This window comes from Salinimonas iocasae (assembly GCF_006228385.1).
Taxonomy (GTDB): Bacteria; Pseudomonadota; Gammaproteobacteria; order Enterobacterales; family Alteromonadaceae; genus Alteromonas; species Alteromonas iocasae.
The window spans coordinates 590,482-606,141 of record NZ_CP039852.1 but is presented as its reverse complement, the minus strand read 5'-3'; the positions used below and the strand labels follow the sequence as shown (position 1 = coordinate 606,141).

At 48.6% G+C, this 15,660-nt stretch carries 11 protein-coding genes and 1 tRNA gene; 4 read left to right on the top strand and 8 right to left on the bottom strand.

Going from position 1 to position 15,660, the window contains the following annotated elements; translation table 11 throughout:
* Positions 1 to 2: 2 nt before the first annotated feature.
* From FBQ74_RS02650 to FBQ74_RS02625, 6 genes are all read right to left on the bottom strand, one after another.
* Complete coding sequence (locus FBQ74_RS02650; protein WP_139755191.1) at positions 3 to 728, bottom strand: hypothetical protein; 726 nt, start codon at positions 726 to 728, stop codon at positions 3 to 5.
* 1,171 nt (positions 729 to 1,899) lie between these two features.
* Positions 1,900 to 1,986 (bottom strand) — tRNA-Leu (locus FBQ74_RS02645).
* A 72-nt stretch (positions 1,987 to 2,058) separates the two neighbouring features.
* Complete coding sequence (locus FBQ74_RS02640; protein WP_139755190.1) at positions 2,059 to 2,751, bottom strand: 3'-5' exonuclease; 693 nt, start codon at positions 2,749 to 2,751, stop codon at positions 2,059 to 2,061.
* Positions 2,748 to 4,580 carry a DUF294 nucleotidyltransferase-like domain-containing protein gene (locus FBQ74_RS02635; protein ID WP_139755189.1) on the bottom strand — a complete coding sequence of 611 codons (1,833 nt, stop codon included), beginning with the start codon at positions 4,578 to 4,580 and terminating at the stop codon, positions 2,748 to 2,750. The genes FBQ74_RS02640 and FBQ74_RS02635 overlap by 4 nt, the downstream gene beginning before the upstream one ends.
* A gap of 52 nt (positions 4,581 to 4,632) precedes the next feature.
* On the bottom strand, positions 4,633 to 6,339 hold the full coding sequence (locus FBQ74_RS02630) for a sodium:solute symporter family protein (protein WP_139755188.1): 1,707 nt from the start codon (positions 6,337 to 6,339) through the stop codon (positions 4,633 to 4,635).
* A gap of 4 nt (positions 6,340 to 6,343) precedes the next feature.
* A complete protein-coding gene (locus FBQ74_RS02625; RefSeq protein WP_139755187.1) occupies positions 6,344 to 6,610 on the bottom strand; it encodes a DUF4212 domain-containing protein in 267 nt (88 codons plus the stop codon).
* A 243-nt stretch (positions 6,611 to 6,853) separates the two neighbouring features.
* Between FBQ74_RS02625 and FBQ74_RS02620 the strand changes: the two genes are divergently transcribed.
* The 4 genes from FBQ74_RS02620 (at position 6,854) to FBQ74_RS02605 (ending at position 12,847) form a co-directional block, all read left to right on the top strand.
* Positions 6,854 to 10,294: a PAS domain-containing hybrid sensor histidine kinase/response regulator gene (locus tag FBQ74_RS02620; RefSeq protein WP_139755186.1), complete on the top strand. Its 3,441-nt coding sequence runs from the start codon at positions 6,854 to 6,856 to the stop codon at positions 10,292 to 10,294.
* 148 nt (positions 10,295 to 10,442) lie between these two features.
* Complete coding sequence (gene rimK / locus FBQ74_RS02615; protein ID WP_139755185.1) at positions 10,443 to 11,348, top strand: 30S ribosomal protein S6--L-glutamate ligase; 906 nt, start codon at positions 10,443 to 10,445, stop codon at positions 11,346 to 11,348.
* Positions 11,348 to 12,379: a succinylglutamate desuccinylase/aspartoacylase family protein gene (locus FBQ74_RS02610; protein ID WP_139755184.1), complete on the top strand. Its 1,032-nt coding sequence runs from the start codon at positions 11,348 to 11,350 to the stop codon at positions 12,377 to 12,379. Before rimK ends, FBQ74_RS02610 begins: the two co-directional genes overlap by 1 nt.
* Before the next feature lie 12 nt (positions 12,380 to 12,391).
* Complete coding sequence (locus FBQ74_RS02605; RefSeq protein ID WP_139755183.1) at positions 12,392 to 12,847, top strand: ATP-dependent zinc protease family protein; 456 nt, start codon at positions 12,392 to 12,394, stop codon at positions 12,845 to 12,847.
* A 37-nt stretch (positions 12,848 to 12,884) separates the two neighbouring features.
* Here the strand turns inward: FBQ74_RS02605 and FBQ74_RS02600 are convergent, their stop codons facing one another.
* Positions 12,885 to 13,535 (bottom strand): response regulator transcription factor, encoded by a 651-nt coding sequence (locus FBQ74_RS02600; RefSeq protein ID WP_139755182.1) that lies wholly within the window; start codon positions 13,533 to 13,535, stop codon positions 12,885 to 12,887.
* Positions 13,536 to 13,544: 9 nt separating this feature from the next.
* Entirely contained in the window at positions 13,545 to 15,491 is a 1,947-nt protein-coding gene (gene acs / locus FBQ74_RS02595; RefSeq protein ID WP_139755181.1) for an acetate--CoA ligase, read from the bottom strand.
* Positions 15,492 to 15,660: the final 169 nt, after the last annotated feature.

The window sequence follows — 15,660 nt, the reverse complement described above, 5'->3', positions numbered from 1 at the left end:
ACCTAAAGCTGTCCCACCATATCAAACGACTGCGTACGCTGAGGCGCTGACGGCTGAATATTGAATACAATGAAAAAGATAAACGTGGAATACAGCGTCGCAGCCAGCAGAAAGACCGCGCTGATATCTATCTGCAACATCATTCCAACAGGAATCACCTGTGCAATGGGTAGAAACGCCAGAAACGCTTTGTGATTGAACAACAGCTTCAGCCAGATTTTTTCACCCTGCTGGCGGGAAAGACTAAGCCCGTGACAAAAGTAAGCCAAAACCAGCGGTAAAACCTGACTCACACAAACAGCACTCGCCGCCATAATGATACCGCCAATTGCCACCGCATCCATTGATGATACGTTTTCCGCTGCGCTATTCATCTGTGACAGTTGCACCGCTTCAAGCAGGAAACCGGCTGCCGCATAGCCGGCCCAACTTAGGATGGTAATGCCCAGTGTTGCCGGCAAAATAATCTTTTGCTGAAAAGCCAGTTCGCTCAATAACCCCTGTAGCGAACCGGTTCTGTATTGTGTTGTTATAACAGCCACAGACAGCCAAATCAGCAGCGAGTAAGCGCCCATTTTCAGGGGGAATGCAGTGAATGACACGACAGAAACACCCAGACAAAGCAAAGCGATAACGCCTGCTACAATTGGATGTTTGAAAAGAAATGCTACCAACTCCCTGTACGCATCGATGTAATCCTGCTTTTGAAGATTTGTATTGATTTGCATACTGCTACCCCGACTACTAATGCTGTAAATATATCGGGGATGAGAAAAATTTGAAGCGAGTTAGATTAAACATAGGTATCGCATGGAACAAGCGCGTATACGTGGTAATACGCGCTTTCTATACGCATGCAGGTGCCAGTCGTCCTAACTTGCTGAGTGCGCGATAAAAGTTAGGCTCAGCGCGTTTTTGAGCACTTTTCTCTGGCACGCAGCATCTTTTTGTAATTGATTACTCGTCAACGCAAGGGAAGAAGCATACAGCCTTCCAGTCAACTCTAACCTATCACCTTAGGTCAAATAAAACGCTTATAGAGGCTTTTAGCCAAACTGAAAGTTAAAGACCTAATCTGAATAGAAAAGCAGACTCATACCAAAGCAGAACCTTAGCGATAATCAAAAAATGAAAAACGGGTGAGATGCTACCTTGCGCGCAGCTGAACGACAAAAATCTGCGATTTTTGGCTGGATTAGTCCGCCGGGTTTAAATTTCCAAGGTGTTTAATTAACTACAACAGGAAGAAATACCTTGAGAAGAATGGTGCCCAGGGGCGGGTGAAGCAAGCGCTGTATGCAAAGCACCGCTTTGCGCGCAGCTGAACGACAAAAATCTGTGATTTTTGGCTGGATTAGTCCGCCGAGTTTAAATGCCTAAGGTGTTTGACTAATTACAACAGGAAGAAATATCTTAAGAAGAATGGCGCCCAGAGGCGGGTGAAGCAAGCGCTGTATGCAAAGCACCGCTTTGCGCGCAGCTGAACGACAAAAATCTATGATTTTTGGCTGGATTAGTCCGCCGAGTTTAATTTTCTAAAGTGTTTAATTAATTACAACAGGAAGAAATATCTTGAGAGGGATGGGCCCAGGGGCGGGTGAAGCAAGCGCTGTATGCAAAGCACCGCTTTGCGCGCAGCTGAACGACAAAAATCTATGATTTTTGGCTGGATTAGTCCGCCGAGTTTAATTTTCTAAAGTGTTTAATTAATTACAACAGGGAGAAATATCTTGAGAGGGATGGTGCCCAGGGGCGGGTGAAGCAAGCGCTGTATGCAAAGCACCGCTTTGCGCGCAGCTGAACGACAAAAATCTATGATTTTTGGCTGGATTAGTCCGCCGAGCTCATATTTCTTAGGATTTTAATTATTAACTGAAGGAAGAAATATCTTGAGAGGGATGGTGCCCAGGGGCGGACTTGAACCGCCACGACCGTGAGGTCACTAGCACCTGAAGCTAGCGTGTCTACCAATTTCACCACCTGGGCCAACTACAACAGAATCTGAACGTCTGTCTCGCTGTGGGTGCGCAATTTACGCAAGCAGCGTCATCTTGTCAATCACTTATACGCGTTTTTACCAATTTTTTTTAAGCTTAGCGCGCCGGTATGTGATAACGCTGTTACCGTCGCATTGGTCTTAACGCCTAACTCACTAAGTTGAGCCAGCCATAACTCATAGCAGGCCTGTGCATCGGTTAATGCGTTATGCATTGGCGCATCGGGTAATTTATAGCGTTTTCGACAGTTATCTAGAGTCAGTGTATCCTGAGACAGCGTATTCCCCTGTTTTTTTAACAAATATCCAGCCAGTTGCATTGTATCGACCACCACCAGTGTAATTTCTGCAAGCTGTAATTGACGCGCAAGGCGGCATAGCAGGCCAACTTCGAGCCGGGCGTGGTGACAGAGCAGTACATGCCCACCTAGTAATGGGTACAACTGCTTCATTAAACTGCTGATAGGTTTTCCGCTTTCCAGTGCCGTATCAGTTAACCCATGAATAACCGGGCTTTGCTCCAGCGACTGACTGACTCGGACTGTGGTGTAGAAGCTGGTATGAGGCTCTATTCTGAAGCCCGTCCCGGCTACCCACCCTGCAGAAGTGATGTGCGCGCTATCGATGCTCAGACTGGTAAGCTCAAAATCCAGCGCAAGCATTTTGGTTGTAAGAAGCGATGATGCTGTCCGCTCGTCATTACTTGAGACCCTACCCCGGTTCAGATTGACTAGTTCGCGTATCCAGCTAATCATCCCATTCCGCCACTAAAGTGCATAACAGCAGCTTGCTGCGCCCTGGCTATTGTTTTAAAAGCCGCTTTTAACTGGTGCTTTTCAATTGAGGATAACTGACTAACGCGAACAAAATTATCAGTAGTGTTATTGCTAAGCTGATGCCGCCAGCGTAGCCTGCCAAGAAACAGCCAGATCTCTTTTAAATTTTTGGCATCGCGCTGAGACATATAGCTGTCTGCCGGCAAGGCGTTTAATCGTGCAACCGTGCCGCTTTGCGTCAGGCGCGCTGCAAGCGCATAAAGTCTGGCAAGATTGTTAATAATTGCAACTGCGCCGGTTTTAATATCGATGGCATCGTTAACAGGCGCCTTTTTAGAGAATACAAACTTCTGAAACATGGATAAAGGCACTGACATGTCAGCGGTACTGCGCGCCAGTGCGGCGAGAAAAATACTATCACTGAATAACGGCAATCGCGCCTTTTGCAATGCCTCGAACAGCCTCCGTTCGCCTGCCACCGGTCGCACATCCAGAAAAATATTAAAGTCGAGAATGGCCGAGGGCGTTGGTTGCGCCACCCACTGCTGAGCTTCCTCTATAGCATGGGATAAGGATAACCGTAGCGCTGGATTACTCGCCATAATATTGCCATCGCAAAGCCTGATGCCGCATTTCGCCAAGCCCTTGCACACGTATTCGGCCATACCCGCAAACCACTCGCTTTGCGCTTTATCCGGTGTGTCGGCCAGTAGCAGGCCATTATCCTGATCTGAGCCCATGGTCTGGTCTTCTCTGGCCTGAGAGCCATAGACCAGCCAGCACCACCTGACCGGAGCCTCACCGTGCTCATGACAATAAAAGTCAATGAGTTTACGAGTCATAATATCCGTAGCCTGCGACAACACTTTGCCTGCAATATCAAAATCACCAGGCCGCCTGGCGTGAGAGGCAAAGTAATGGGGGATTTGCCATGCCAGACGCGTTAATTCATACAGACTGGTCGCCTTTACCAGCTCACCGATAATAAACAATACATTCGCCCGTTGCAGACGAATTACATCAGAGGCAGTAATAATGCCTACCGGTTCGTGGGTATTTTTGCGTGTGACCGGCAAGTGGTGAATATTGCGCTCGGTCATTAGTGTCATAGCGTCAAACAATGTTTGTTGCTCGTCAATCATAGCCGGAGCGGGTGTCATGACTTCGCTGACCGGTAACGTGACATCAAGTGCGGCTGCAACAACACGATTTCTGAGATCGCGATCGGTTACGATGCCTGCCAGCTTGTCATTTTGTACAATCAATAATGAGGAAACGCCATGCTCCGACATCGTTTGTGCCGCATTATGAATAGTGGTATCTACGGTAGTCGTGATAGGAGACTGCGTTATCGCTTCATGAAGCGGCTTATAAAGCCATATTGAATTGGAGCTTTGTAACGCATGACTTTGTAGCGTGTCACTCTCCAGCGTTCTGAAAAAAACTTCTACGTCTGCATTTTGTCGCGCCTCGTTGAAGCCTTTTGCACTGATAACACAGATAAGTCCAGCCTCGTCAACATTGACGGTAAGCGGGTCGTGATTGTCATCAATTTGAGCTGAATAGTTAAAGAAGTCACCTTCGGACAAATGTTGTGCGCTGCCCTGCCCTTTTTTAACCGTGAACTGCCCGTTTTCAATCAGATACAAATCCGTGCTGTCACTGGGGATAAGCGATGACACATTTTGCGCTGAAAGATAAATAATACTGGTGTGATGAACAAGTACCTGTAGCGCATCGTCCGACAGGTTTTCAAATGGTGCGGCACGAGAAAGAAAATCAACAATCTGCGGAGAAGCTGTCGTCATAATTTTCACCTCTGCCAGAGAAAAAAGCCCACCTGGCGGTGGGCTTTGCGTATTAATGTGCGGAAGCCTGCCCTGCCCCTTTAGGGTAGCGTATGCTTTCCACCAGCTCCTGAATATCTTCAGGTGCCTCTTTAGTTGATTTAAAGACCAGGAATGCCACTACAAAATTCACCAGCATGCCCAATGTACCAATACCTTCAGGAGATATACCAAACCACCAGTTATCCGGCGTACTCGCCTCAGGATTAATAAACTTAAAGTAAATGATATAGGCTGCAGTAAAGGTAATACCTGCTAACATTCCAGCCACCGCCCCTTTATCATTCATGCGCTTACTGAATATGCCCATGATGATAGCCGGGAAGAAGCTGGACGCTGCGAGGCCGAAGGCAAAGGCGACCACCTGCGCCACAAAGCCGGGGGGATTAATACCAAAATACCCCGCTATGAGTATAGCAATTGCTGCTGCCATCCTTGCATAGAGTAACTCAGCCTTATCCGAAATATTCGGTGCAAAGTTTCGCTTAAGCAAATCATGGGAAACGGATGTCGAGATGACCAGCAGAAGACCGGCTGATGTCGAAAGCGCGGCGGCCACACCACCCGCGGCAACAAGCGCAATCACCCATGCAGGCAAATTAGCTATTTCCGGATTAGCCAGTACCATAATATCGCGGTCAACCTGCATCTCATTGCGCTCATCACCGGAATAGAACATTTTCCCGTCGTTGTTTTGATCGTTCCACTCGATCAGGCCGGTTTTCTCCCAGTTCTTAATCCACATTGGCGCTTCGGCATACTCTGTACCCTGCATTTCAGGCCCGTTGATAGTCTCTATCATGTTGGTACGGGCGAATGCTGCCAGTGAAGGTGCTGTCGTATAGACGATGGCGATAAACGCCAGCGCCCAACCCGCGCTTTTACGGGCGTCACTCACTTTGGGGACAGTGAAGAAGCGAACGATAACGTGAGGCAGGCCTGCTGTACCGACCATCAGAGCAAAGGTAATAAAGAATACATCAATAGTACTTTTCGTTCCGGAAGTATATTCCGTAAACCCGAGATCGACGGATAGCTGATCAAGCTTCTCAAGCAAGAAGACCCCCGACCCGTCCGCGAGCGTTGCGCCAAACCCTGTTTGCGGCAGAATATGGCCTGTTAGCATGATAGAAATGAAAACAGCCGGCACAACATAGGCAAATACCATCACGCAGAATTGCGCCACCTGAGTGTACGTTATCCCTTTCATACCGCCCAGCACGGTGTAAAAGAAAACAATCGCCATACCGATAAGTACACCGGTGATAATATCAACTTCCAGGAAGCGGCTGAAGACAACGCCTACACCGCGCATTTGTCCGGCCACGTAGGTAAAGCAAACAAAGATGGCACAGAATACCGCTACGGTTCTGGCTGTTTGGGAATAATAACGATCGCCGATGAAGTCAGGCACGGTAAACTTACCGAATTTACGCAGGTAAGGTGCCAGACATAACGCCAGCAATACATAGCCACCGGTCCACCCCATCAGATATACCGCACCGTCGTAACCCATAAACGAGATAAGACCGGCCATTGATATAAAGGATGCTGCGGACATCCAGTCGGCTGCAGTTGCCATACCATTTAGAACCGGAGGTACGCCACCGCCCGCTACATAAAAGTCATTTGTCGAACCGGCCCGTGCCCATATCGCAATAGCAATGTATAGTGCAAAGGTACCGCCTACAATTAAGAATGTTAGTGTTTGAATATCCATGGTCTTATTCCTCGTTTACGCCATACTTCCTGTCCAGCGCATTCATCTTTGCCATATAGACAAAAATCAGTGCTACGAACACGTATATCGCGCCTTGCTGCGCAAACCAAAAACCAAGCTTAAACCCAAAGAACTGAATCTGATTAAGCACGTCAACAAACAGGATCCCCGCACCAAACGATACGACGAACCACACAATAAGCAGCTTCACCAAAAGAGAGAGATTCTCTTTCCAGTAAGCGACTTTGTCTTCGTCACTTCTAAATGCCATTATATTTCCCCTCTTACCAGGTTAATTAATTGTTTCTTTTTTACATTTCGCCAACCAATGGTTTTTTCTGTGGTCTGTAGTTTCTGCGACAACTCCCAGATAACAGAAAAAACCTTTGCCAAAGCGGCTTTTACTTACTCTAGACCTGGTCGGGGAATCTACAAATGCGACGATGGTCGTAGGCGCTTGCGTGGCAATAAAGGGTAGAATTTAAACTACGATGTTAAACAGGTGTAAATAGCAATGACATTTGGCTGGATCGCGCTGGCGCTGACTTATCTGGTAGGGCTCTTTTATATTGCCCGATGGGGCGACCGCAACTCTCCTACCGCAAGGTGGCTTACGTCACATCCGGCTATCTATTCACTGGCGCTGGCAATTTACTGCACGGCCTGGACCTTCTTCGGTGCTGTAGGCCAGGCCAGCCAGTATTCGTGGGATTATCTGCCTATTTTGCTGGGGCCGATTCTGGTTTATCTGTTTGGCTACCGGTTTATCAAAAAGCTGATACTGGTAAGTAAGAAACAACACATCACCACGGTGGCTGATTTTATCGCCTCCCGCTATGGCAAACGCCAGACCGTGGCATTATTGGTCACATTGATCGCCTTGCTGGCAACCATCCCCTACATTGCTTTGCAGTTAAAAGCGATTGGTTCTATGTTTCAGTTGCTCACACAGCAGCCGGATACACACATGATAATTATTGTGGCGACCCTGTTTATTGCGGTTTTCGCAATTTATTTCGGCACGAAACAAACTGATGTCACTGAATACCGCCGCGGTCTGATGCTGGCAATTTCTTTTGAATCGTCCATTAAGCTGCTGGCATTGGTGCTGGTTGCCATTGTCGGCTACACCGCATGGGACAATGCGGGCTCGCAGTCGATTTCTGATGCGTTCTTCGCCAAAGCCGCTGCTGAGCAACTTGGCTCGTTCAGCTTTATCTCACAAACCATCATGGCCGCTGCCGCCGTTATTTGTCTGCCAAGGCAGTTCCATGTTGCCATCATCGACAATTTGAACCTGAGCCACCTGAAAACAGCACGTTGGTTGTTTCCCCTTTACCTGACCATCATTGCCACAGTTATTCCTGTTATTGCGGTGGCAGGTAATATTCTTTTTGACCAGAGTACGGTAGAGCCGGATACCTACGTACTCTCACTCGCCATGTACTCAGAATCACTCTTTCTGCAGGTTATTGTTTTTATCGGTGGCCTGTCCGCGGCCACCGCGATGATTATTGTTGCCACTTTGACCTTGAGCACCATGCTGACCAACGATGTGGTACTTCCGCGTGTTTTTGCCCTAAAAGATCACACCCAGAGCAATCGTGATTATACGCGTCATATCCGTTTTATCAGGCGATTGGTTATCGGCTTGATCCTGTTACTGGCGTTTATCTACCACCAGCAAATGACGTACAGCCGCTCGTTACACTCCATTGGACTTATTGCCTTTTCGCTGGTTATACAGCTTTTACCTGCAATAGCCGGGGGGCTTTACTGGAAGCGCGGGCATGCCCACGGGGTTTATGCCGGGCTGCTGGTTGGCCTGACAACCTGGATACTATGGCTGGTTCTGCCGATACTCAATACCGATGCACCCGCACAGGCACAAAATGAATTGCATAGTCAGGGAGCGATGATTAGCCTGGCAGCTAACATTGTGACCTATATTGGCTTCAGCCTGTTCGCCCCAGCGCGGCTGATCGACAAAATTCAGGCAGAAGCATTTGTCTCGCCGACAGACGCCGGCCTCACAGCCCGCGGCAAGCATCCGGTGACAACGACGGCCGATGATTTGATCACCCTGTTATCTACCTTTATGGGCAGTGGACGTTGCGAACAGCTTATTGCTGATTATGAACAGCTCAACAATATTCAGATAACGCGCAATGAAATCCCCGATGAAGACTTTATGTCGTTTTGCGAACGCGCTCTGGGTGGCGTAATCGGCGCAGCCAGTGCAAAGGTGCTTATCGACAGTATCACCCGGGGTAAAAAGCTCGACTTCGCCGAAGTTATTAACTTTTTCGACGATACGACGCAGGCCATGCAGTTCAATATGACTGCGCTGCTTACCTCTCTGGAAAATATCGATCAGGGTATCAGCGTGGTCGATAAGCACCTGAATATGGTGGCCTGGAACAAAAAGTACACCACGCTATATCCTTATCCGCAAGGTATGTTAACGGTAGGTACGCCGGTGGAGAAACTGGTGCAATACAACGCCGAGCGAGGTGAATTCGGCGCGGGTGATATCAACGAGCAGGTAGATAAGCGCATGGAGCATTTACGCGCTGGTACCCCTCATCGTTTCACCCGTCAGCGCGGAGACGGCCGGGTTATCGAAATGGTAGGTAACCCGCTTCCCGGCGGTGGCTTTGTAACAAGCTTCACCGATATTACCGGTCACATCGAAATTCAGCAGGCGCTGGAAGAATCGAATATTGATTTGGAAGCCAGGATTAAAAAGCGTACCGAAGAAGTTCACTCTATTAATGCCGAGCTTCGTCTTGAGATTGAGCGGCGCTCGGAGGCCGAAAAGGAACTGATACGAGCAAGAAAGGCAGCAGAAGATGCAAACGCCAGTAAAACCCGTTTTCTGGCACTGGCCAGTCACGATGTACTGCAACCGCTCAATGCAGCCAAGCTTTATGTCAGTGCGCTGGAAGAAGCAAACCTGTCAGGTAATATGCAGGATATTGTAAAAAAGCTGTCCCATAGCGTCTCGTCCAGTGAAACCCTCATTGCAACCCTGCTGGATATTGCCCGGCTTGATCAGGGCGAGTTAAAGCCCACGCTGGAGCCGGTTAACTTGCGTGAGCTGCTTACGCCGCTGGCTGACGAAATGAAAATGCGCGCCAGCGAAAAGCAGCTCTATTTACGCGCAAGAATCAACGACTGCTGGGCGATGGCGGATAAGACGTATCTTTATCGGGTAGTCCAGAACCTGCTTTCAAACGCGGTAAAATATACCCAGTCCGGCCGGATTTTATTGCGGGTGACATCCTGTGATAAGCAAGTCACTATCAGGGTATACGACTCTGGCGTGGGGATATCAAAAGAGCATCAGGGGCTCATATTCAGTGATTTTTATCGCACCAATGATACACAGGGTCAGGGCGTTGGCCTTGGCCTGGGTGTGGTGAGACGCCTTAGCATGCAAATGAAAGGAAATATCAGTGTCACCTCTACACCGGGAAAAGGCAGCTGCTTTTCACTCGTTCTGCCTCAGGCATCGCAGAGACAGAAGAATCTTCCTAATCGTATTGGCCGCCCGGCGCAGTTTCAGGGCTTGCGGGTACTTTGTGTAGATGACCAGCAGGAAAACCTTGATGCCCTTCGCACGCTGCTGGAGAAATGGGGGGTCAAAGTCGTCACCGCCGATAACTGGGATGATGCACTTACGCAGGCAGATATTTTCTCACCCCAGATTCTCCTGATGGATTACCAGTTGAGTGAACATCACAATGGCCTGGACCTGATTGACGCAATTCGTCAGCACTTGAACATTGTATTGCCGGCTACGCTCATTACAGCCAATCAGGAACAATCTCTGTTAGATACCGCAAGGGAACAGGGGGTGAACTACCTGAGCAAGCCGATAAAGCCGGCGAAGCTGCGCGCGCTACTGCAAAGTATGACCCGTTATATCAAAGAAGCCTCGGTACAAAACTAGTGCGTACAGCGGTATTACAAAAGTTTACGACCGTTACCATGAATTTATTTTGCTTATCGGTAATACTGAGCCATGGTACCTTCAAACTTTTGTGTTGCTCAATCAGTACAAAAGTTAAACTATAACACTGATATTAAGGAACCTTGCGATGCGTATCGCAATACTCTCAAGAAATCCAAAATTATATTCTACAAAGCGACTTCAGGAAGCCGGTCAACAGCGTGGTCATGAGATAGATGTCATAGATACGATGCACTGCTATATGGATATTACCAGCGCACGCCCTTCTGTTCGCTACAAAGGCAAAAGATTGCCCAAGTATGATGCTGTCATACCGCGTATAGGCGCGTCGGTGAGCTTTTATGGCACTTCGGTTGTCCGACAGTTTGAAATGATGGGCACTTACAGTATTAACGAATCGGTGGCTATCAGTCGCTCAAGAGATAAATTACGCTCCCTGCAGCTTTTATCGCGCAAAGGGATCGGTATGCCGCGTACTGGGTTTGCTCACCACCCTGATAAAATTGACGATCTTATAAAGAATGTGGGTGGCGCGCCGGTCGTCATTAAGTTGCTGGAAGGCACTCAGGGTATTGGTGTGGTGCTGGCCGATACTGCAAAAGCAGCCGAGTCCATCATTGAAGCCTTTATGGGGCTTAATGCCAGTATTCTGGTACAAGAGTATATTAAAGAAGCCGGTGGGTCTGATATTCGCTGCTTCGTGGTGGGTGGCAAAGTCGTTGCAGCCATGAAACGGCAGGCTGCGCCAGGCGAATTTCGCTCTAATCTGCATCGGGGCGGTTCAGCCAGCCTGACTCGCTTGTCGCCGGATGAGCGCAAATGCGCGGTGGATGCGGCACGAACCATGGGCTTAAATTGCTGTGGTGTAGATATTCTGCGCTCTAACAGCGGGCCGGTGGTCATGGAAGTTAACTCATCGCCAGGGCTGGAAGGTATCGAAAATGCCACTAGCAAAGATGTGGCTGGAATGATAATTGAGTTTATTGAAAAAAATGCGACACCTAACAAAACAAAGACACGAGGGAAAGGCTAGTGGCAGATGCTGATTTAGTCATCGGGGGTGTTGCTGTCTCTCCCGGGCAAACGACCAAAATTCAGCTTGAAATGCCGCCGTTGTACACGGCGACGAATATGAGTATTCCGGTTTATGTTAAGCGTGGAAAACGCCCTGGCCCAACCATGTTTGTCAGTGCAGCCATTCATGGCGACGAGCTCAATGGTATTGAAATCGTTGCACGACTTATCCGCTCTAAATCTATCGAGCGTATGCGCGGAACATTAATTGCTGTACCCATGGTCAATGTGTACGGCGTATTGAACCAGTCACGCTATCTGCCAGATCGCAGAGACTTAAACCGATGCTTCCCGGGTAGTAAGAAAGGGTCATTGGCAGCCAGACTTGCACATTTGTTTTTCACAGAAGTGGTGTGCAAATGTGATGTCGGTATTGACCTTCACACCGGCGCCATTCACCGAAGTAACATTCCTCAGATTCGGGCAAACCTGGATGATGAAGAAGTGATGGAAATGGCCAAGGCCTTTGGCGTGCCCGTTGTATTAAATGCGGATATACGCGATGGTTCATTGCGTCAGGCGGCCAGTGAAGCCGGCGTGAAAATGCTGCTTTATGAAGCCGGTCAGGCATTGCGCTATGACGAATTTTCAGTCAGAGCTGGCGTAAAAGGCGTTATCAACACCATGCGGCATTTGGGTATGCTGAATAAGCGTAAGAGCAAAGGCCATGATATTCAGCGCTTCATCGCCCATCAAAGTGGCTGGGTACGCGCATCTGAAAGCGGGTTTGTCACGCATTTGGCACAGTTAGGTGACCACGTTGAAAAAGGTGACCGGCTGGCTGTTATCGCCGACCCGTTTGGAGAACCGCAAGCCACCATTATTTGCCCCGCAGAGGGGGTGGTAATTGGCAAGCAAAATATCCCGCTGGCTCAGGAAGGTGAGGCAATTTATCATGTTGCCTATTTCAGCCGTGCTGAGGCGGTTGCAGAGCATGTGGAGCTACTTCAGGATAGCCTGGTGCCCACAGAGCAAGCAGTTTCTGAATAAAGGAATTGAGTAGTGAGTACATCTGATACACAACAAAAAAGCATTGTTGGCGCGCTCGAGTTATGTAATTTGCCAGACCTGGCAATCACATCACTGCATGTGCGCGTTGATAGTGGCGCCGCTACCTCATCGCTACACGTTGATAATATTGAAGAGTTCGATAAAGACGGCGATTTGTGGGTAAGTTTCGATATTCACCCAGACATTCATAATGTTGAGACTGTCACCCGCCGCCAGGCGAAGGTGCTGGCTCAAAAACGCGTGAAGAGTTCTACCGCAACCCGCGAGCGCAGGTATGTGATTCAAACGCCTATCGAAATGGCCGGGCAACGCTGGCAAATCCAGTTGACGTTAACCGATCGCTCAGAAATGACCTATCTTATGTTGTTAGGCCGTGAGGCCATGGCTGGGCGGCTTATCGTTGATCCGGAGTTTGACTATCTGCTATCTGCAGATACAGACCACTAACCGATAATCCATTTTAAGAACGTTATCAGTTGAGCTGTCAGGGGCGTTGCTCTGGCGGCTCCAGTTCTAACTGAGATGCAATCAGAACGGCTTGGGTACGGTTGTTTATCCCCAGCTTTTTAAAAATAGCGGTAACGTGTGCTTTTACCGTTGCCTCTGCAATATCAAGGTTGTAACCAATCTGCTTGTTAAGTAATCCGTCACGCATATAACAAAGCACCTTGTACTGGGATGGCGTCAGACTGGAGACTTTGTCGGCCAGCTCGCTGAAACTTTCGTCCACTTCTTCAAGATGATCAGTTACCGACTCAGGCACCCAGATGTCGCCGTCCAGAATAACCTGTACCGCTTCGGCAATATCAGCGGAGCTGGCTGTCTTTGGAATAAACCCTAACGCACCAACGCCAACTATCTTAGAGATTATGGCCGCATCCTCAGTTCCTGAAACCACTGCTACCGGTAATCCGGGAAAAAGCTTTCTGATATGAAGTAATCCGAATAAATCATTACTGCCGGGCATGTGAAGGTCCAGCAGTAATAAGTCGATATCTTCGTTTTGCAGTAATGATACGGTGTGGTTAAGATCGCCGGCCTCGAGCACCCTCAAGTCCGGCAGATTCAGCGATAACGCGCCTTTCAGCGCATCCCGATACAGCGGATGATCATCTGCAATAAGCAGCGTTATCATGATGTTCCCTTACTTATTAAGCCTTTGCTCAATGAGTGTATCAACAACTGACGGATCCGCCAATGTGGATGTATCACCAAGTTGGTCATGCTCATTGGCCGCGATTTTCCGCAGAATCCGACGCATAATCTTACCCGAACGCGTTTTTGGCAGTCCCACTGACCATTGAATCATGTCAGGTGTGGCAATTGGGCTTAGTTCCTGACGCACCCAGTCACGCAGCTCCTTGGTAAGCGCGTCATCCGGTTCAACACCTTCATTGGGCGTGACATAAACATATATACCCTGCCCCTTGATATCATGAGGGTAGCCCACTACAGCGGCTTCTGCGACTTTACTGTGCGCCACCAACGCACTTTCAATCTCGGCGGTGCCCAGTCGATGCCCCGATACATTAAGAACATCATCTACCCTGCCGGTTATCCAGTAATAACCGTCTTCGTCGCGCCGCGCGCCATCGCCGGTAAAGTACACCCCTTCATAAGCACTGAAATAGGTATTTATAAAGCGCTCATGATCGCCATAAACGGTTCTGGCCTGACTTGGCCAGCTATCCTTAATCACGAGGTTACCTTCCGCTTCGCCATCCAGCTCGTTGCCATCTGCGTCAAACAGTGCCGGCTGAATACCAAAAAACGGACGCGTGGCTGACCCTGGTTTGAGCGTAGTAGCGCCCGGTAACGGCGTAATCATGTGGCCGCCAGTTTCTGTCTGCCACCAAGTATCCATGATAGGACAGCGACTTTGACCCAGAACGCGATAATACCACTCCCAGGCTTCCGGATTAATTGGCTCGCCAACGGTTCCCAGAATTCTCAGTGAAGATAAATCGCAGCCCTCAGCCGGCTTATCACCATGCGCCATAAGCGCACGGATTGCAGTGGGTGCAGTATAAAAGCTGTTGACCTTATATTTCTCAATAACCTGAGCAATACGGGTTACATCCGGATACGTCGGCACCCCTTCAAAGAAAACCTGTGAAGCACCATTTATCATCGGTCCGTAAACCATATAACTGTGCCCAGTGATCCAGCCAACATCAGCAGAACACCAGTAAACATCGTCCTGCTGGTAATCAAATGCATATTTAAATGTAAGCGCAGTATAAAGCAGGTAACCGCCCGTAGTGTGCACCACACCTTTTGGCGTACCTGTCGAGCCCGACGTATACAGAATAAAAAGCGGATCTTCTGCATTCATCACTTCTGGCTCACATTGCGCAGAGCAATCATCGATAAGCGCTTCCCAGGCGACATCTAAGTCATCATTCCAGGCAACGTCTCCACCGGTTAGCTTGTGACAAATAACATTGGTGATAGAAGGACACGCGCCATTTGATAGCGCTTTATCAACATTTTGTTTTAGTGGCACGCTGCGTCCACCACGGCGCCCCTCATCACAGGTAATGACAATTTTCGCAGCACTGTCATTAATGCGGTCGGCTATTGCATTGGGCGAGAAGCCACCGAATATTACTGAGTGAACCGCCCCTATTCTGGCACACGCGAGCATGGCATAGGCAGCGTGAGGGACCATCGGCATATAGATAGCGACACGGTCGCCTTTCCCTACACCCAGTTTTTTTAGACCGTTCGCCAGCTTACATACTTCGTAATGCAGTTGCTGATAGGTAATTTCTTCGTTGTCTTCAGGAGAGTCTCCTTCCCAGTACAGCGCAACTTTTTTCGCATCGTTTGCCAGATGCCGGTCAATACAGTTGTAGCTGGCGTTAATTTCGCCATCCTCAAACCACTTAATTGACACATCATCTTTTCCAAAATGCGTGTTTTTTACTTTGGAGGGCTTAGTATACCAATCAAGAAATTCGGCGTGTTTACCCCAAAATCCTGACGGATCCTCTACCGATTCCTTGTACATTTGCGTATATTGCGCTTCGTCCAAATGGGTGGATTGCTTGATTTGTTCGGGAACAGGATACGTCTTAGTGGCTGTCATAATGTGCGCCTCCGGTTTAAAAATTCGATTTCAGCATATTGATACATCAATTTAGCGGGTATTGATTAAAGCAAAATGAGACTTTGGTCTTACCGCAAACAGCCTGTTAATCAACTGACTAAGTTTTGCACTTGCGACTTTAGTCTTATGCGACTATCCGCCTATTTCC

Excerpts from the sequence above, each read along its gene's own strand:
- FBQ74_RS02620 (WP_139755186.1), top strand. The coding sequence starts at position 6,854 with ATGACATTTGGCTGGATCGCGCTGGCGCTGACTTATCTGGTAGGGCTC.
- FBQ74_RS02625 (WP_139755187.1), bottom strand. The coding sequence starts at position 6,610 with ATGGCATTTAGAAGTGACGAAGACAAAGTCGCTTACTGGAAAGAGAAT.
- FBQ74_RS02650 (WP_139755191.1), bottom strand. The coding sequence starts at position 728 with ATGCAAATCAATACAAATCTTCAAAAGCAGGATTACATCGATGCGTAC.
- FBQ74_RS02640 (WP_139755190.1), bottom strand. The coding sequence starts at position 2,751 with ATGATTAGCTGGATACGCGAACTAGTCAATCTGAACCGGGGTAGGGTC.
- rimK (WP_139755185.1), top strand. The coding sequence starts at position 10,443 with ATGCGTATCGCAATACTCTCAAGAAATCCAAAATTATATTCTACAAAG.
- FBQ74_RS02635 (WP_139755189.1), bottom strand. The coding sequence starts at position 4,580 with ATGACGACAGCTTCTCCGCAGATTGTTGATTTTCTTTCTCGTGCCGCA.
- acs (WP_139755181.1), bottom strand. The coding sequence starts at position 15,491 with ATGACAGCCACTAAGACGTATCCTGTTCCCGAACAAATCAAGCAATCC.
- FBQ74_RS02600 (WP_139755182.1), bottom strand. The coding sequence starts at position 13,535 with ATGATAACGCTGCTTATTGCAGATGATCATCCGCTGTATCGGGATGCG.
- FBQ74_RS02630 (WP_139755188.1), bottom strand. The coding sequence starts at position 6,339 with ATGGATATTCAAACACTAACATTCTTAATTGTAGGCGGTACCTTTGCA.